This window comes from Pseudogemmobacter lacusdianii (assembly GCF_030848395.1).
In the GTDB taxonomy this organism is placed as follows: Bacteria; Pseudomonadota; Alphaproteobacteria; order Rhodobacterales; family Rhodobacteraceae; genus Pseudogemmobacter; species Pseudogemmobacter lacusdianii.
Genome location: NZ_JAVDBT010000008.1, coordinates 140,955 through 158,002, shown reverse-complemented (window position 1 = coordinate 158,002; position 17,048 = coordinate 140,955). Strand labels below are relative to the sequence as shown.

General features: G+C 59.2%; 19 protein-coding genes and 1 tRNA gene. 8 read left to right on the top strand and 12 right to left on the bottom strand.

What is annotated here, in order from left to right; translation table 11 throughout:
• Positions 1 to 3: 3 nt before the first annotated feature.
• Both Q9295_RS10295 and Q9295_RS10290 read left to right on the top strand, forming a co-directional pair.
• Positions 4 to 2,694 (top strand): ATP-binding protein, encoded by a 2,691-nt coding sequence (locus tag Q9295_RS10295; RefSeq protein WP_306680479.1) that lies wholly within the window; start codon positions 4 to 6, stop codon positions 2,692 to 2,694.
• A gap of 75 nt (positions 2,695 to 2,769) precedes the next feature.
• Positions 2,770 to 3,921 carry a FliM/FliN family flagellar motor C-terminal domain-containing protein gene (locus tag Q9295_RS10290; RefSeq protein WP_306680478.1) on the top strand — a complete coding sequence of 384 codons (1,152 nt, stop codon included), beginning with the start codon at positions 2,770 to 2,772 and terminating at the stop codon, positions 3,919 to 3,921.
• Positions 3,922 to 4,090: 169 nt separating this feature from the next.
• Here the strand turns inward: Q9295_RS10290 and Q9295_RS10285 are convergent, their stop codons facing one another.
• Positions 4,091 to 4,516 (bottom strand): protein tyrosine phosphatase family protein, encoded by a 426-nt coding sequence (locus Q9295_RS10285; RefSeq protein ID WP_306680477.1) that lies wholly within the window; start codon positions 4,514 to 4,516, stop codon positions 4,091 to 4,093.
• 176 nt (positions 4,517 to 4,692) lie between these two features.
• On the opposite strand from Q9295_RS10285, the gene Q9295_RS10280 reads away from it, so the two are divergent.
• Positions 4,693 to 4,818: a hypothetical protein gene (locus Q9295_RS10280; RefSeq protein ID WP_306680476.1), complete on the top strand. Its 126-nt coding sequence runs from the start codon at positions 4,693 to 4,695 to the stop codon at positions 4,816 to 4,818.
• A 120-nt stretch (positions 4,819 to 4,938) separates the two neighbouring features.
• Positions 4,939 to 6,765 carry an enoyl-CoA hydratase/isomerase family protein gene (locus tag Q9295_RS10275; RefSeq protein WP_306680475.1) on the top strand — a complete coding sequence of 609 codons (1,827 nt, stop codon included), beginning with the start codon at positions 4,939 to 4,941 and terminating at the stop codon, positions 6,763 to 6,765.
• Positions 6,766 to 6,782: 17 nt separating this feature from the next.
• Here the strand turns inward: Q9295_RS10275 and Q9295_RS10270 are convergent, their stop codons facing one another.
• A complete protein-coding gene (locus Q9295_RS10270) occupies positions 6,783 to 6,998 on the bottom strand; it encodes a hypothetical protein (protein ID WP_306680474.1) in 216 nt (71 codons plus the stop codon).
• A 220-nt stretch (positions 6,999 to 7,218) separates the two neighbouring features.
• On the opposite strand from Q9295_RS10270, the gene Q9295_RS10265 reads away from it, so the two are divergent.
• Positions 7,219 to 7,473 (top strand): DUF2312 domain-containing protein, encoded by a 255-nt coding sequence (locus Q9295_RS10265; RefSeq protein WP_306680473.1) that lies wholly within the window; start codon positions 7,219 to 7,221, stop codon positions 7,471 to 7,473.
• Between the two features lie 183 nt (positions 7,474 to 7,656).
• Here the strand turns inward: Q9295_RS10265 and Q9295_RS10260 are convergent, their stop codons facing one another.
• Entirely contained in the window at positions 7,657 to 8,529 is an 873-nt protein-coding gene (locus Q9295_RS10260; RefSeq protein ID WP_306680472.1) for a hypothetical protein, read from the bottom strand.
• 213 nt (positions 8,530 to 8,742) lie between these two features.
• Here Q9295_RS10260 and Q9295_RS10255 point away from each other — a divergent pair, with 213 nt between their 5' ends.
• Complete coding sequence (locus Q9295_RS10255) at positions 8,743 to 10,416, top strand: ABC transporter permease (RefSeq protein ID WP_306680471.1); 1,674 nt, start codon at positions 8,743 to 8,745, stop codon at positions 10,414 to 10,416.
• A gap of 71 nt (positions 10,417 to 10,487) precedes the next feature.
• A tRNA-Thr gene (locus tag Q9295_RS10250) sits at positions 10,488 to 10,563 on the top strand.
• 82 nt (positions 10,564 to 10,645) lie between these two features.
• On the opposite strand, the gene Q9295_RS10245 is transcribed toward Q9295_RS10250, so the two are convergent.
• The 9 genes from Q9295_RS10245 to Q9295_RS10205 form a co-directional block, all read right to left on the bottom strand.
• A complete protein-coding gene (locus tag Q9295_RS10245) occupies positions 10,646 to 11,704 on the bottom strand; it encodes a tyrosine-type recombinase/integrase (protein ID WP_306680470.1) in 1,059 nt (352 codons plus the stop codon).
• A 120-nt stretch (positions 11,705 to 11,824) separates the two neighbouring features.
• Positions 11,825 to 12,184 (bottom strand): helix-turn-helix domain-containing protein, encoded by a 360-nt coding sequence (locus Q9295_RS10240; protein ID WP_306680469.1) that lies wholly within the window; start codon positions 12,182 to 12,184, stop codon positions 11,825 to 11,827.
• 227 nt (positions 12,185 to 12,411) lie between these two features.
• On the bottom strand, positions 12,412 to 12,606 hold the full coding sequence (locus tag Q9295_RS10235; protein WP_306680468.1) for a DUF7417 domain-containing protein: 195 nt from the start codon (positions 12,604 to 12,606) through the stop codon (positions 12,412 to 12,414).
• A 66-nt stretch (positions 12,607 to 12,672) separates the two neighbouring features.
• Positions 12,673 to 12,828, bottom strand: a complete 156-nt coding sequence (locus tag Q9295_RS10230) for a hypothetical protein (protein WP_306680467.1) — start codon at positions 12,826 to 12,828, stop codon at positions 12,673 to 12,675.
• A gap of 124 nt (positions 12,829 to 12,952) precedes the next feature.
• Positions 12,953 to 13,288, bottom strand: coding sequence for a DUF3768 domain-containing protein (locus tag Q9295_RS10225; RefSeq protein WP_306680466.1), 336 nt, complete (start codon positions 13,286 to 13,288; stop codon positions 12,953 to 12,955).
• Entirely contained in the window at positions 13,281 to 13,490 is a 210-nt protein-coding gene (locus tag Q9295_RS10220; RefSeq protein WP_306680465.1) for a hypothetical protein, read from the bottom strand. The genes Q9295_RS10225 and Q9295_RS10220 overlap by 8 nt, the downstream gene beginning before the upstream one ends.
• Before the next feature lie 378 nt (positions 13,491 to 13,868).
• Positions 13,869 to 14,072 carry a hypothetical protein gene (locus Q9295_RS10215; RefSeq protein WP_306680464.1) on the bottom strand — a complete coding sequence of 68 codons (204 nt, stop codon included), beginning with the start codon at positions 14,070 to 14,072 and terminating at the stop codon, positions 13,869 to 13,871.
• A 434-nt stretch (positions 14,073 to 14,506) separates the two neighbouring features.
• A complete protein-coding gene (locus Q9295_RS10210; RefSeq protein WP_306680463.1) occupies positions 14,507 to 15,346 on the bottom strand; it encodes a hypothetical protein in 840 nt (279 codons plus the stop codon).
• A gap of 118 nt (positions 15,347 to 15,464) precedes the next feature.
• The gene (locus Q9295_RS10205; protein ID WP_306680462.1) at positions 15,465 to 15,812 is read right to left on the bottom strand and encodes a hypothetical protein; all 348 of its coding nucleotides are present in this window, start codon (positions 15,810 to 15,812) and stop codon (positions 15,465 to 15,467) included.
• Between the two features lie 557 nt (positions 15,813 to 16,369).
• On the opposite strand from Q9295_RS10205, the gene Q9295_RS10200 reads away from it, so the two are divergent.
• Entirely contained in the window at positions 16,370 to 16,633 is a 264-nt protein-coding gene (locus Q9295_RS10200) for a hypothetical protein (protein WP_306680461.1), read from the top strand.
• The last annotated feature ends 415 nt before the right edge of the window (positions 16,634 to 17,048 follow it).

The window sequence follows — 17,048 nt, the reverse complement described above, 5'->3', positions numbered from 1 at the left end:
CCGATGCCCTTCAACCTTCTTGTCTTGGCCTGTCTGGCCTATGTCGTTTTCCTCTTTTGCGTGGCCTTTTGGGTCGAGCGGCGGGCCTATGCTGGGCGGTTTGGCTGGCTGCGCTCGCCCTTGGTTTATACGCTCTCGCTGTCGATCTATTGCACGGCTTGGACGTTTTACGGCGCGGTGGGCTATGCGGCGCGCTCGGGGATGGAGTTCCTGACGATCTATCTGGGCCCGACCTTGGTGTTCATCGGTTGGTGGTGGGTGCTGCGCAAGCTGGTGCGGATTGGGCGCAAGCATCGGGTGACCTCGATCGCGGACCTGATCTCCTCGCGTTTTGGCAAGTCGAATGCGCTGGGCGTGGTGGTGACCTTGATGGCGGTGGTGGCGACCACGCCCTATATTGCGCTGCAACTTCAATCGGTTGTGCTGTCGTTTGGCGTGTTCTCCAATGCGGCCGATAGCCTTGATGCGGGGCAGACAGCGATCTGGGTGGCAGGGGGGCTGGCGGTTTTCACCATCATCTTCGGCACCCGCAACCTGGATGCACAAGAGCAGCACCACGGCATCGTCACGGCGATTGCGGTTGAGGCGGTGGTGAAGCTGGTGGCTTTGTTGGCGGTGGGGATTTTCGTGGTCTGGGGCCTTGCTGGCGGCGTGGGCGCGATGCTGGACCGGATTGATGCCTCGGAGCTGTCGGCTTGGACGATGCAGCCGGGGCGCTGGACGGGGCTGATTTTCCTATCCGCTGCGGCGGTGATTTGCCTGCCGCGGATGTTCCAAGTCATGGTGGTTGAGAATGCCGATGAGGGGCATCTGGCGACCGCGTCATGGGCCTTCCCGGCCTATGTTTTGGCGATGAGCCTTTTCATCGTGCCGATTGCGGTGATCGGGCTGGAGCGGCTGCCGGACCATGCAAATCCTGATATGTTCGTGCTGACCTTGCCCTTGCATGAAGGGCAGAACGCATTGGCCATGTTGGCTTTTCTGGGCGGTTTCTCCTCGGCCACCTCGATGGTGATCATCGAGGCAATCGCGCTGTCGACGATGGTGTCGAACCATATTTTGGTGCCCGGCTGGCTGCGGCTGCGCCCGCAAGCGGCGGTCGCGGACGATCTGCGCGGCGTGGTGCTGAACGCGCGGCGGCTTTCCATCGCGGCGGTGATGGCGATGGGCTATGGCTATTACCAGCTGTCGGGTGGGTCGGCGGCTTTGGCCTCGATTGGGCTGATCGCCTTTGCCGGGGTGGCGCAGTTCTTACCCGCGATGGTGGGGGGAATTTTCTGGCGCGGGGCGACGAAAGCCGGTGCGATGGCGGGGCTGTTGATCGGCTTTGTCACTTGGGCTTACGCGCTCTTTTTGCCCTCCTTCGGGCCCGATGCGGTGCTGTCAGCCAGCCTTTTGGCCGAAGGGCCCTGGGGGGTGACGTGGCTGCGCCCGCAGGCGTTGTTTGGCGTGGCCGGAATGGACCCACTGATCCATGCGATTTTCTGGTCTTTGATGCTGAATGGCACCGCGTTCTTTGTGATCTCGGTGCTGACCTTCCCCTCACCGGTCGAGCGGCTGCAAGGGGCGGCATTCGTTAACGTCTTTGACGAAGGGTCCGGTGCGCCACGGCGTTGGAGCCGGGGCGAGGCAGAGCCGGAAGAGCTATTGGTCATGGCGCAGCGCATCTTGGGCGATGAAGAAGCGCAAGTCCTGTTTGAGTCTGAAGCTCGCGGCCAGGGCAAGACGCAAAGCCTGTTGCCCGACCCGACGCCTGAGTTTATTTCCACGTTAGAACAAAGGCTTGCAGGCTCGGTTGGGGCCGCAACGGCGCATGCGATGATCAGCCAGCTTGTCGGTGGGGCGGCGGTCTCGGTTGGGGATCTGATGGCGCTGGCCTCGGAATCGGCCGAGCGGGCCGAGCACTCCGCCCAGCTTGAGGCGCAGCGCGCTGAACTGGCCCGCACGGCCGGCGCATTGCGAGAGGTTAACGAGAAGCTCACCCGGCTTTCGGTGCAAAAGGACGCGTTTCTCAGCCAGATCAGCCATGAATTGCGCACGCCGATGACCTCGATCCGGGCCTTCTCCGAGATCCTGGCCGAGGGCGATTTGCCGCCCGAAATGGTGGCGCGCAACGGGCGCATTATCCATGAAGAAACCAAGCGCCTGACCCGGCTTTTGGACGATCTTTTGGACCTGTCGGTGCTGGAAAACGGCAAGGTGACGCTGAGCCTGACGCTGTCGAACCTGCGCGATATGATTGATCGGGCGATTCAAGCCTCAGAGCAGGTAAAGCCTGAGCGCGAGGTGGTGTTTCGACGCGATCTGATGCGCGAGAACATCTTCTTGCGCACCGATGCCGATCGTCTGACGCAGGTTTTCATCAACCTTATTTCAAATGCGCGAAAGTATTGTGAGGCAGAATTCCCAGAAATTCGTATCAATTTGCGGATGCGGGGGGGGCGCGTGATCATCGATGTGATCGACAACGGTCGCGGCATTCCAAAAGACGCCCAATCAACGATTTTTGAGAAATTCACCCGGCTGCCGGAGGAGGGCAGGGCCAAGGGGGCCGGGCTGGGGCTGGCGATTTGCCGTGAAATTACCGAGAATTTGGGCGGCACGATTGCCTATCTGCCGGGCCAAGGCGGCGCTGCTTTTCGGTTGATCCTGCCCTTGCGGCTGGATCTGGGCGCGCAGGGGCAAGGCGGTTAACCCTTTGGCAAGAATGTTGGCATAACTCTGAGTGCGGCCCAGACGATCAGGGCTTTTGTTAGGGGGTAACCGGTGATGAATGGCATCCTCCAGCGCAAGGTAGCGCAGGCCAAATTGGCCGAAGGGCCGACGAGGCGGGCCGGGCCGGGGGTGGATCCGAATTGGCGTCTGGCCTTTGCCCGCGCGGCGCGCGATTGCACGGGGCTTTTGGTTGAAGTGACGGGGCTGCGGCTGTTGCGGCAGTCGCTGGCAGAGCTGCTGGAACTGCCGCCAGAGCGCGCGCTTTTGGCGATGCTGGATGGGCCGAAGGCGGGGCTGGGGGTGATGATGCTCTCATCCCAGCTGATGGCGGCGCTGATTGAGATGCAAACCACCGGAAGGGTCTCGACCCAGCCGGCTTTGCCGCGCCGCCCGACGCGGACGGATGCGGCGATGGTGGCGGGCACCTTGGATCGCGCCTTGCAAGAGCTTGAAGTGCTTATGGAAGGGCAGCCTGACCTGATATGGACCGGCGGTTTTCGTTATGCCTCTTTCCTTGAAGATGCGCGGCCCTTGGGGCTTTTGCTCGAAGATCACCCCTATCGGGTGATGGTCGCGCAGATCAGTTTTGCCGATGGCGCGCGGCAAGGGGAGCTGATCTTGGCGCTGCCGGCTGAGGGGCGATTTTCACATCCTCTGGGCCGGGCGGGACCGCTGCCTTCGGGGGCCGCTGCGGCGGATCTGCCACTCGATTTGGCCGATGCGGTGCAAAGCGTGGCCTGCCAATTGCAAGGCGTGATTGGCCGCATGACGCTACCCTTGCAGCAGGTGATGGCGCTGCAAGTGGATGAGGTTTTGTCCTTGCCTGACGCCGCACTGGACCGGATCCAGCTTGAGACGATCGACGGGCGGCGATTGGCGCGGGCGCGGTTGGGGCAGAACCGTGGCATGCGGGCGTTGCGACTGGAGGAGGCGGAGGGGGCGGCTGGTCGAACGCCTGTGGCAACGGCGCAGACCTCTGCGGTGGGGCTGCCTGAAGCTGGCGTTGATGGCATGGCATTGGGCGTTGGATCAGAGCTGACCGAGGGCTTGGGAATGGGTCAGATGGCAGCTTTTGCAGGAATGGCGGATCTGGACGGCGCAGGCCTTGGGCTGGTCACGGATCCGGCAGTTATGGATGCGGGTGCTGATTTCCCGGGTTTTGCCTTGGACCCAGAGGCCGATGGCGGCTTGCGGGCGACAGGCTAGCGAAAGGGGGCCATAGCGACTGCGGCGCGCCGCGCAAGGCCAAAGGCGGATGGCTTAGGGGCGCGTTGGTGGGGCAGACAAGGGGCCGAACAGGCCCCCTGATGGGCATTTAGTGTGTTGCCAGCCTTGCCGCTTGCCTTCGCGAGGTAAGCGTCTTTGTTGGGTCGCTTTAGCTGTTGCTGGCTGCATCCAAAGTGGCGCGCAGATGCTCGAGGTTGTAACCGAAACGCGCCGGAAGGCCGATCAGCTCATCGGTCGGGCGTTTGCCGGCATTCGCCAGCGCCCAGACCACCGAGCTGCGGTTGCCGCTGGCGCAATAGGCGAAGACCGGACCTGCTGAGGCGGCAATGGCGGCCTCTTGCGCCTCGACATTGGCCATCGTCAGCGCGCCACCGATGACCGGATTGGCGACAAAGCGAAGCCCCAGTGCCTCGGCTGCAGCGCGCATCGCGGCGGTTTGCAACGCGTCGGGGATTTCGGCATCGGGGCGATTGTCGATCACGGTGGTGAAGCCTGCAGCCTTCAACTCGGCCAGATCCTCGGGCTGGATTTGCGGCGAGACGGCGTAGTCCTCGGTAAGCTGGCGGATGTCCATGCAGTGCGGTCCTTGCGTCTGAGGCGGTTGTTGGGGCGGCGTTGCCGGTTTTCGATCTTAAAGATAACGCGCGGCTACGGCAGACGAAAGCCCCGCATCCGGTTTGATCTGGCGCAAGGCGGCTTTTGGCAAGGGCATGTTACGGCTCAGGCCACTTGCTAAAGAAGGTGTTTGTGATGACCAATGTTTCTAGGGCTGCGGCAGATCAGGCGCGCTCGGCCAGACTTGCGCAGCTTTTGGCGGAAATGGAGGCGTTGCGCCGGGCGTTGCCGGGGCTGACTGCGCCCGCGCAGCCGGCATAGGCATCGCCGGAAGCGACGCTTTCACGGCAAATGCTTGCCAATCTGGGGTGCTTTGTCCTTAACTGCCAAAGCGATGGGACGCGGCAGGTCGGGCAGTCGGCGCCGCCACGGGGGCAAGTTATGGTGACAGGCGGGGCAGCGGTCCGCAGTTTTTTGCGCGAAGATGGGGTGCTGCAAATCACCATCGCGCAGCCGCCGAGCAATGCGCTGACCGGCGCTTTGCAGACGGCTTTGCTTGCAGCCTTCGCAAGCGCCGAGGCGCGGGGCGCGCGCGCGGTGGTTCTCGGGGCCGAAGGTCGGCACTTTTCGATCTCAACCGGGTTGGAGCCGCGCGAGGCTGGGCTTGCTCTGGCCAAGCTTTGCCAAGTGATTGAGGATCTCCCGCTGCCGGTGGTTGTGGCATTGAAAGGCATTGTCAGCGGCCCGGCGGCGGATCTGGCCCTGGCGGCGCATGGCCGGGTGGCGCGGGCCGATCTGCGGTTTAGTTTCCCCGAAATCGGCCTTGGACTTGTGCCGCAAGGGGGCGCCACGCAACGCCTGCCGCGTCTGATCGGCATGGCTCAGACCTTGGCGCTTTTGCTCTCGGCCCGGGCTTTGGCGGCCGAAGAGGGGCTGGAGGCCAAGCTGATTGATGCCTTGCTCGAGGGCGACGATGCGGCGCTTTTGGAAAGCGCCGCGCGCTTTGCCCTGACGCTGGGAGCTCCGCGCCCGGTGCGGGCGCGCAATGAGGGGCTTTTGGATTTCGCCGCCAATCAAGCCGCCCTTTCGGCGGCCCGCGCCGAGGTGCAGCGCAGCCCAATGCTCGCGCCAGAGCGGCTGATCGATTGTCTGGAGGCGGCCTTGGTGCTGCCCTTTGAAAGCGGCCTCGCGCTTGAGGCGGTGACGCGACAGGATCTGGAAACTGGTGCAGAGGCACAGGCTTTGGTGGCCCTCGCTTTGGCGGAACGTCGGGCTGCAGCCTTGCCGCCAGCGGTGGCGGAGATCCGCCCCAAGGTATTGACTTGCTTAGGACTTTCAGGTGCCGGGCCGCAGATGGCACCGCTTGCCGCAATGGCTTTGACGCTGGGGCTTGAGGTGCATTGGCTTTTGCCCGATGCCGCAGCGCGCGCGGCCAATGCGCAATGGCTGGCCGATTGGCAGGCAGGCGAGCAGCGCGCGGGGCGCTTGTCGCAGGCGCAGTATGAGGCCCAGACGGCGCGGCTGCGGCTTGCCAATGCGGCCGATATCTTGGACGGTGTCGAGATGGTGATCCATGCCGCGGCGGGTGAGGATTTCGAGCGGCTCAGCCGTTGGCTGCCACAAGTGCCGCATCTCGTCAGCGGCGGCGGCGAGGGCGCGCTGGGGCTGAGCCTTGCGCCCTCGATGCGGGTGGCGGAGTTGGCGGTGCCACCGCAGCTTAAGGCGGCCGATTTGGCCTTGGCGGTGCAGCTTTTGCGGCGGCTTGGGCTGGTCGCGGTCATCGAAGGTGCTCTGCCTATGGCCGGGCGGCGGGTGGCGCAGGCCGGGCGGCGCGCATTGCAAGAACTGCAAGTGATGGGCGTGCCGCCCCGCGCGATCGCAGCGGCTCTGGACCGGTTTGGTCATGCTGTGCCGGATTTGGCCGATCTCGCGCCGCCGCAGATGCGGGCGATGCCGCAAGAAGAGATCCTGCGCCGCTGGCTCGGCGCGATGGCGCAAGAGGGGATGCGCCTTCTCGAGGAAGGCGTGGCGCTGCGCCCCTCGGACATCGATTTGGTGATGGTTTTGGGTTTTGGCTTTCCGCGCTGGCGCGGCGGGCCGATGCATGAGGCAGGGCAGCGCGGTCTGATGGTGCTGCGCCGCGATCTGCGGAAATGGGTGGAAGCGGCACCGCCCGGTTCAGAAGCCGCGGCACTTTGGGCCCCGAATGCTCTGCTGGATCGGTTGATCGCCGAAGGGATTAAGCTGGCCGATCTCGATCAAGATTGAGCTGACTTCACAAAGCGTTAGCTCAGGAAAATCCCCATCACGACCATCATCAACCCCAAGGCCGAGACGCCAAGCGCGGCCATGTTGATCAAGACAACCCGTTGCAATCCGGCGTGCATCGCCTCATCGCTCAGCTCTGCCCGGCGCAGCCGCAGGGCGCGCATCACGCAGTAAAACAGCCCAAAGACGCCACAAAGCGAGACGATTGCGCCTGCCCAGACCAAAGCCTGCATCGGTATTCCTTTCGCTGTGCCGAAACTCTCTGCCGTCGCTAGCCCGAGCTGCGTGGCGGCGCAAGACCCAAGACCGGCGCTTGGCCTTGCGGCAAAGCAGCGGAGGATCGCCATTTCGGCGCGTCTCATCCTGTGGGGGCCCCACTGCGGGGGTTGAACAGCCCATCCTCGGCAGGCTATCACGCAAGCTTGCAGATCCCAGATTTCCCGGAAGGACGCTATGGCCGACGCGAATGATCCCTATAATGTCACCGCGGATGAGCTGCGCCAGTTCATCGAGCGGTTTGAACAGCTTGAATCCGAGAAAAAGGATGTGGCCGAACAGCAAAAAGAGCTGATGGCCGAGGCCAAAGGCCGCGGCTATGACACCAAAGTTCTGCGCAAAGTTGTGGCGCTGCGCAAGCGCAAGCCCGATGAGATTGCCGAAGAAGAGGCTGTTCTCGAGCTCTATAAGGCCGCTCTTGGCATGAGCTGAGGCGCGAGCCCCTTGAGGGTCTTTTGAAAGAGCCGCCTCCGGGTCGGCTCTTTTTCTTTGCCGCAAAGCAGCCCAGACAGGCCCGCATAGGCAGACAATAGCAGCAGAACCCTGCTCATTTTCTGTCTCTAAATATCCTCAGGGGGTCTGGGGGCAGAATGCCCCCAGCCTTCTGTCACGGCCTCAAGCGCTTAGGAAGGTCACGCCCGGCATCGCACGGATCTGAGCGATATCGTCGAGATAGGTCTCAGTCATCGCAGCGACCATATCGGCCGTCCAATCGGGCATCGAAAAGGCCATTTCGACCCGATCGGGCCGGGCGAATTTATCCAAGAAAGCCAAGGTGATGCGGCGCTGTTGGGCCGGGGTTTCCGGCGGATGCTTGGCAATGTAATTGCGCATCCGTGACAGGCCGTCGGCAGAGATGATCAGGGCCAACAGCTCATCGGTGTCGTCAAGTTTGGTGCCGGGGGCATGGCCTGAGACCGCGGCGAGAACCTCGGGCCAGATCAGCGGCGTGTCTTCATCGGCCCAGATCGTCAGCGGCACCCCGGGGTTTTGCTGGACAATCTGTGCCACCACGGTGGACCAGCGCAGGCTAAGGGGATCGCAGCCTTCCATGAACTCGGCATGGGTCTTGGCCTTTTGCTTGTCGAAAAGCGCGGGCAGGAAGGTGGCGGGGTTGCGGATGGCGAGGTGGAACTCCGCCTCGATCTGTGGGAAGATCTGGGTGAAGGCGCGGATCCGCTCACCGGCAAAGCCATAGATCGTGCCGCGCAGCACCCATTGCGGGAAGGACAGAAAGCTGTCCCAAGACAGGATCAGCCGCTCGGCGCTGTCTTCATCCATGATCTGCTCAAGCACCATCGATTGCGTCTCGACGGTGGCGGCGGCGCCTTTGAGCTGCACGGCGGTGTCGCGCAGCAATTTGCGGTAGCGCGTGGGGGCGGGCACCAAGATGCCCTGATCGGCCAGAGTGGCGCGGTTTTTCAAAAGGCAGCGCACGAGCCGCTCTTCATCCGTGCAATGGGCTCCGAGGTGATAGACGATGCGCATGAATGTCGTGCTGCCCGGTCGTTCTTTAGGGGGCGATTATAGGGGCAGAGCTTTGGCAGTTAAATAGGTTTCCTTTCCGGGCGCGTGGCTTTGGCTTTGCTGGCGGCGGCCGGGGGCCAGCCCCCGGGCCCCCGGGATATTTAGCGACAGAAAATGAGCGCGGCGGGAGGAGAGGTTGCGGCGGCGGGCGTTCCGGCCTAGGCATGGGGCAAGATGCCAAGCGATCCCTCACCTCTGCCCCAGCCTGTCGCAGCTCGCCCCTTGTGGCGGTTGCCTTTGGATGGCTGGAGCTTGGGCGCACTGTTGATTGCGGCTTTGGTTTTGGCGCCGGTGATCTCGGTGCTTTGGATCGCCTTGCATCCGACCGAAAACATTTGGCCGCATCTGATGCAGACCGTCTTGCCGCGTTACCTGCGCACGACGGTGCTTTTGATGCTGGGTGTCGCTGTGCTGACGGCGAGCATTGGAGCGGGGGCGGCGTGGATCGTCTCGGTCTATGAGTTTCCTGGGCGACGGGCAGTGTCGATGGCCTTGGCCTTTCCCTTGGCGATCCCGGCCTATGTCGGCGCTTATGCTTTGGTCGATGTGCTTGATTATGCAGGGCCTTTGCAATCGTCCTTGCGGTCTTGGTTTGGCTGGGCCTCGGCGCGGGACTATTGGTTTCCGCAGACGCGCTCGCTTTGGGGGGCGACTTTGGTGCTCTCGGCGGCGCTTTATCCCTATGTCTATATCCTAGCGCGCGCGGCTTTTGCCGAGCAATCGGGGGCGACCTATGAGGTGGCGCGGGCTTTGGGGCAGGGGCCTTGGGGCGTGTTTCGCAGGGTCGGTCTGCCGTTGGCGCGCCCCGCGATTGCCGCTGGGGTCGCCTTGGCCCTGATGGAGACGGTGGCCGACTACGGCACGGTGCATCATTTTGGCGTGCAAACGCTGACCACGGGGATCTTCACCACTTGGCTGGATGGCGGCAATGCTGGTGGTGCGGCGCAGCTTTCCGGCGTGGTTTTGGCGCTGATCTTGGTCTTGGTGGCGCTGGAGAGGGTATCGCGGCGCGGGGCGCGGTTCCATGCCGGAGCACGGGCGCATCGCCCGGTCGAGCGGCATGCCTTGCGCGGCGGCCGGGCGGCTTTGGCGCTGGCGGCTTGCCTTGCGCCCGTGATGGCGGGCTTTGTCTTGCCGGTTGCGGTGATGCTTTGGCATGCGGCGGCGGCTCCGGCTCAGTGGCTGGCGCCGGGGCTTTTGAAGGCGCTTGGCAATACCTTGGCGGTGGCGGGTGGGGCGGCTTTTGCCACCGTCGCGGCGGCGATTTTCCTGGTCTACGGCGTGCGTTTGGCTGGGCGAGGCTTGGCGAAATGGGTGCTGCCGGTGACCATGCTGGGCTATGCCACGCCCGGCGCGGTGCTGGCGGTTGGGCTTTTGTTCCCGCTGGCGGCTTTGGATCACCGGCTGGCGGATGCCGTGCTGGCGCTGACGGGCTTTGATCCGGGGCTGATGATCACCGGCACCGGATTCGCCTTGGGGCTGGCCTATATGGTGCGGTTCTTCGGCATTGCCCAAGGCGCGGTCGATGGGGCTTTTGGTCGCGTTTCGCCCTCATTGCCGTTGGCAGCGCGGACCTTGGGGCGCAGCGCCGGAGGGGCTTTGCGCGCGGTCTATATGCCACTGATGCGCCGGTCTGTTCTGGTGGCGCTTTTGGTGGTTTTCGTGGATTGCGTTAAGGAATTGCCGGCGACCTTGCTGCTAAGGCCCTTTAACTACAATACCTTAGCAACGCGGGTTTTTGAGTTGGCCTCGCTTGAGCGGCTGTCTGAAGCGGCACCGGCGGCGCTTTTGGTGATGGCCGTTGGGCTGGTTGCCGTGGCGGTGGTGGCCAAAGGCGAAGGGCGCTGAGCCAAACTTCGTGCCGAAGTCGCAACGCCCCTCTTGCACAAGCCCCCCTAAGCCCGCTATTTAGCCCGCATGCCTCTATAGCTCAGCTGGTAGAGCACCTGATTTGTAATCAGGGGGTCGGCGGTTCGAGACCGTCTGGGGGCACCAAATATCCCTGAAAATTCAACGCTTTAGCACTCTTTTAGACACTGCCTCCTGTATGGACTTTACATACGGTGATAATATTGTGCTAGGCCACTTTGGGTTGTGCATCCAGCACGGCCAATGCTGCCGCCACGGCGTCTCTGGACTCCGTTTGAGCATACTTGGAAGCCATCTTGATCGAAGTATGACCAAGCAGCTTTGCGATCTTCCCTAGGCTCACTCCTGCCATATCCAAACGAGTGGCATAGGTGTCCCTAAGGGTGTGGATCGTGGCCTTTCCCCTCTGCCGCACGATAGTTGCGTTGGTGTTGCAGTGGGTGTCGATAGCCGTCCGAAGGATGCGGATAGCTCTCGACATGTTTTCAAAGGGCCGGGGCTGATTGTGGAGGCGCTGAAGCACTTCCTCAGTTGCCCGCGACATAGGGATCAGAGACAGGATGTCCGTCTTGTCCCTGTAGACCTCAATCGTCTTCCTTGGGAAGCTGATAGCGGACCACTCAAGCGCCGTAGCCTCATGAAGTCGGACCCCGGTGTTCAGGAGGAAGATCATCAGGTCCAGCGCCTTTACGTAGGCCGGGGAAGGCGCCTTGTCGCGTAGGCTATTCATCACAGCTTGGACCTCTTCATCGCTCAAGTATCGGGTCTTTGCGAAGGGCTTGGGCTTGTTGAAGATTAGGTCCCGATTGACCTCGAACCGTGGGGCCAGCATGTTGCAGACCCTCTGGATGAAGCGGACCTCAACGATGATGGAATTGGCCTTCAGACCCTCCTGCGACCGCGCCACCAGATGATCCTCTAGGTGGTGTTGGTTCAGCTTCGATAAGGGCATGGCAGGGTCCAAGCTCCAATGACCCTTGACGTTGAAAGCACCCTGCCCAAGCCAGCGATCCCGGCTTGTCTTGTAGCTCTCTTGGGTCTTCCCATCGACTGAGGCGACCACCCGATCCATTGCGGCTTGGAGGCTGATTTGAGGCTTCTGCCCGAATTGTGCTTCGTTTTGGTGTCGGTTGTATTCTTGGGCGAGGACCTTCATGGCCCCCGTCTTGTCGCTGAAGGGTCTCTTGGTCGAGAAGCGGTGTTGCTTCCCATCGACGGTATAAGACCCCCACCAGAAGGGTGATCCCGGCTTCTTGAAAAGGTTCACGGATTCATCTCCTTGTCAGTCCGTTTACGGTGACATATTGTGTCAGTTCTAGTTTAGTAGGCCCATACTAGCAAAGCACTCTTGGATTAAATCCAAGGTAATTGGCACAGGGGGTTTTATTTAATTGGAGTGAGCCTTAATTACTTCGTCCAATTGCCCTTGACGGAGTAGATTTAGAATTAAGGCCGCATCACTTATATTCTCACGCGAGAATAAAGCGGAATAAACTTCAGGCTGGTATTCCTTCAGGCACGTTAAAGCCCATTCCCCCACATTTAATCGGAGGGTGTCGGCCAATGGTATCCAAAGCGCCGCAGGTATTGAAATATAGCCTAATTCCATTTGGCTGATCATGGTATAGTATTCAAGGCCCACAGCTTCCGCTAAAGCCTTCTGGGTAAATCCCGCAGCAATCCGAGATTCCTTCAGGCGGGTCCCAAGATTGCCCCGGTTGCGCTCCTTTCTTTTCTCTGACAGCATATAAGTTCCCTATCTTTTGGGGGCCGTATTCAAGCCTTAAATCACTGAGGACTTGCTTCAGCCTCATGGCTTCATTCAGGCCATCTAAATCTAAAATCCCACCGTTTTCCAATATAGAATCGAAAAACCTTTCAAGGCGTAGCATAACGGGACTCCCCTCCCTCGTCATCACTGTGCAATCGAATACAGATGCGCGAGAGGGGTTTGCAAGACCGTCTGGGTTGTATCTAGGGCTTGACAAGCCCGGCGTTGATTAAGGCCGTGGCGAGTCGCTGCCATGAACCCTGTAGTTGCCAGATCAGCTTGGTCCTGATCATCTCCTGAACGCCTGCGATGTGTTTGTCGTTCTGAGCATCAAAACCTTCGCTTTCCACTTCCATGATGAAGCCTACTTCATCAAACGGTTGCCTTGATTCTGACATAGCCTCTCCTTTGGATTTTGTCCAAGACACAAAAAAGCCCCCGAAAAGTCAGGGGCTTAGGTTTGTTCAGTGCTGCGACCAGCCGGGGATGGGTGACTCCCTATCGGCCAGCTTCAGGATTTGCATAAGGGCATCGACTCTGGCCCCATCTGGCTTGGTCAGAGCCTCCTTAGCGATCTTGTTGATGCGTTTGATTTTTTCTTCGAGCAGTTGCTGACGCATGGATAATCCCTTCAGGCGCGGAGGTTTGTTTCCAGAGTCTGACCTCTTTGGGCCAAGCGTCTGATTCTCTGGACGATTTTTTCAGTCTGACGTGGGGTCACAATTGACCCTTCAGGCGACCATTTCAGTAGTCGCTTGAGTGCATGATGGTCATGATTCGAGTCGTGACCTCAGGGTTCGCAGGGTCTTCGCTGCCCTCGTCAAAAGTCATTCCGTAGTAGTCGATCTTGGCGAAGTATCTCTCACCATCAACCTCAACACTCACGAAGTCCCTTTCCCCATATGGGTTGTTGTCCTCGTTGAAGTTGTCGAAGGTTTGGACAGCCCGGAGGACCTTCTGGCGCGTGTCTTCGTCAAGACTTGCGACTGACCGGGTGATCATGGTGCGGCCACCGTTAAAGAAGGTCGTTCTCAGCTTGTCATTCAGGGCGGCAATTTGGGCGGTGCGATTGTCAAGCATTGGCTTGCTCCATTTTGGCAAGGATTTGATCAAGATTGTCCCGCAATTCGGTTGCGGTGGCTTGAGTCAGGAAGAAGCCTGCCTCATTGTTTCCCGCATGTTCCGCGACATGCAGAAGGACTTTGGTGGGATCGGAGGTGCAGTGTTTCAACTTCAATTCGTCCACAGGGTTGAGTGCGCAATTCAGAACGATGATAGTCATTCTTTCATCCTTTCGATATTCAGGTGTTTCAGCCTTTGCAGATCGTGGGTGCGCCACATTTGCCAAGTCTCGCGGGAAAGAGGCGCAAAGCCATAAGCCCGCCTCTCTTCTAGGTGTTTTTCGTAGGTCTCTTGGACCGACAGGATAAAGAGGGTCAATTCTCTCTCCCTTGGATTTGGTCCAATGCAGGCCCTAGGATATTCCAAGGACGCGGGATCAGGTGTTTCGGTATGCCTTTCAATTCGGCAATGGCTTGAGGCGTGGCATAAGCGCAATTCGGGGGTTGGCTTGAATTGGCCTCAGTGACATTCCAGCCGTCCTTTTCGGTGTCCTGCCAAAAGCTATAACCCCTCAGGCTGAATTGGATTTGCGCGGGCATTACAGGCAATCCTTCTTGGCTGAATGGCTCAGGATGTTTTGGACCTCGTAACCCTTGGCTGTAATCCCTTGGATTGCCTCGGCTATCAGCTTGTCATGGCTTCCTTGGACCTCCACCGTCAGGCAAAAGTCACGGCGATAGAAGCGGCCCAACGCCCCTTGGTTTCTTACCTTGGCGCGGAAATAGCGTTGTTCGGTTTGCATTGCTCAGGTTCTCCGTTGGATTGAGTCCAAAGGTCAGGCTCAATTGCTTGACCTCCTTGGTTGTCCATTATGCCCATAAGGCGCCACAGCAGCCCCTCAGGGCATCATGTCGCGTTGTCGTGTGGGTAAGGTATGGGTTGCAGGCTTGGGCCTCTCAGGGCCTCTCCTGTGAATAAAAAACCCTAGTCCAGCGTGAGCCAGAGCTAGGGAGTAGTCGCCTTGAGGCGCGGCGATAGGTGCAAACTTGGGAAGGCTGTAACCGTAAACGGACTGATAGGCAGAAGACCTGCCCCAGCCCTCCAAAGTTTATACCTAAAGAGATAACTTAGGTTATTAACCTAGGGTTTGCGATTGTTCGGCCCAATTGGTGCGGGCAATGGATAAAAAACCCTAGACCACCACTTAGGGCAGTCTAGGGATTGGCTCAGGTGGCCTTAGGGCATCACGCTTTGCATGAACTCAAAGGCTTCTTTCTTCTTACCGAATAGGCCATGCAGCAGAGCATCACGGATGTCAGCCTCAGCCTCGGCCTTGTCTTTCTTATTGGCCACAGCCTTTGCAAACTCCAAGACAAGGGCTTTCAGCTTTTCAGCCTCGGCCTCTTTCTCAGCTTGGGCTTGAGCCTCAGCCTCTTCGACACTCAGGCCCATCTCTTCAGCAGCGGCCAGCTTCTCGGCTTCAGCCTTTGCAGCCTTGTAGTCCCGTTTGATCACCGTGGGATTCTTCGACTTATAGTCTTCAATCCGGTTGACGTTCAGGACGACAAGCAAGTCACCACCTTCAGCGCCGGGTTTGTTCAAGGCTTCCCAAAGCCACTTGGAATTGGACCTCAGTGCAGCGTCAAGGTCTTGGCTTGCGGGCAATTCCTTAGCCAGAAACTGGCCATACAGCTTGGAAGATTTGAACAGAGGGGCGGCAGAAGACTGGAACTTGCCAAGGGCCAGATAATGGCTCAGCAGGTCAGCGTCTTTCTTGCCAATGGCGCCAAGGGCTTTTGCAGCGTCAGCAGCAGCCGACTTTAGGGCCTTAGGATCAGCCCCAGCGGCGAGGTCATAGACTTCACCCGATGCAGCCTTGAATTGGATGGCTTTAGCGGCCTCGGCCTTTTCCTTGGCAATTGCAGCGTTGGCTTTGGCAGGCTTTGCAGGCTTGGCCTTGCTGGCCTTCTTCGGGCTTGCCTCTTCAGCGTTTGGGAATAGATCGGCCACAGCCTCAGCCATGCCAGCGTTGATGATGTCTTGGGCGATTGCGTCAGCGGGATTCATAGCGTTCATTTTGGTTGTCTCTCTCTTGGGGGTTTTGTTCAATATGCCCACAAAGCGGCACAGGGTTTGCGTTGGATAATCCAAAGGAAAAGCCCCAGCCCATTAAGGACTGAGGCAAGAAAGTTTCTTAGGCGGCGATTGCAGGTTGCACAGCCTCTTGTCCGATAAACTCAACACCGGAAGGCAAGGCCATATAGATGCACTCTTGGGACAGCAGCACAGCAGCACGGCGGGCAATCCAGCGAAGTTTAACCGGGTTCATTCCAGACCAATCAGCAGCGATCACATAGGCAGAAGACTTGTCTTGATAGACTCGGCCAGAATCTGGGTCTTTCCAGACTCCGCAAATGTCTTGGACAGAGTAGCCGCCAAAGTTGGCAAGGATTGACTCAGCGATCAGCGGATGCAGATGATCAATGGCTTTGCCTTGATTGTCGAATTTCGGCAGGATGATTTTAGCTTCGTGCATAGGCATGACTTGGGTTTCCCCTTGGGATGAATTGAGAAAGCCCCAGCCAATTAAGGCTAGGGCCAATGCGTCACCGTAAACGGCCTGATAGGTAGGATCAGAAGCCTAGCCTTTGCGGCCTTTAGGTTTCCCAAGGAAAATGACCATTCCATTCTGGTCGAGAATATAAATCATGGTTTGCGCCTCTCAAAAGCGATTGCAGGGTTTGGACGTTGGGATTGCCCCGTTGCTTTCCGTCCATTATGGCCACAGCGCGTCACGCTGCCCCTTGTCAGTCCGTCTACGGTGACAGCATCCCAGCACAATATAAGCACAACACCAGCAGCATGATGGTTAAGTCATTGATAACTAAGGATAATCTTAGGCAGGTCAACTGATTGGACATTAGATGACCCCCGGTTTTCAAAGGCTTTCCGAAGGGGGTGGGGGTTGCAAAAATCGACTTCAAAAAGCCGGGGCCTTTATTGTTATTATTATTGTTATTAAAGATTGGTGGAGCAGTGAGAGACCTGAACTCCTAAGGCTGTAACCGTAAACGACCTGATAGGTAGGAAAGAAACCCAATGGCTGATGTCATTCCAGAACTTAAAGACCTCCTGAGCCATCATCTCCTTGGGACCCCTTATGACCCCACCTCGACACAGCGAGAACGCTTCGTGATCGACCACTTGGCTCATGAGACCCGCCTCTGGGAGACCGGGGGCAACACCGACGAAGAACTCAAGGCCATCTTCGGCCAACACGATCTGGGTCAATTTGACCTCGAACAATGGATCGAATCCAAAGTAGCCTCTGGGGACTATCTCCCGGCTGAGGCGACCACCTAAGGGGGCCTAAGCGTCCCCTGAGTAATCCTTAGGGGACCCAGTGCCTGTTGAGACAGCATCCTTTCTGAGCGGCCTCAATACCGCTTACCCACTATCGACTGACGCCATGTCAGAGGGCGACAACCATATCCGCCTTCTCAAGTCGGTTCTGAAGAATACTTTTCCCAATGTAAGTGGCGCAGTGACTGCTACTGCCGCTGATCTAAACAAGCTCACAGGTCTCCCGACGACCGCTGCTGAGTTGAGTAAGCTGGCTGGACTCCAAGCTACCTCTGCTGAGCTAAATTTGTTGGCGGGTGGGGGCACCTCCGGTAAGGCTTTGGTTGACACCGGGATGATCGTAATGTGGTCCGGCCCTATCGCTGCTATTCCAGCAGGGTGGGCGCTATGTGACGGCACCAATGGCACACCTGAC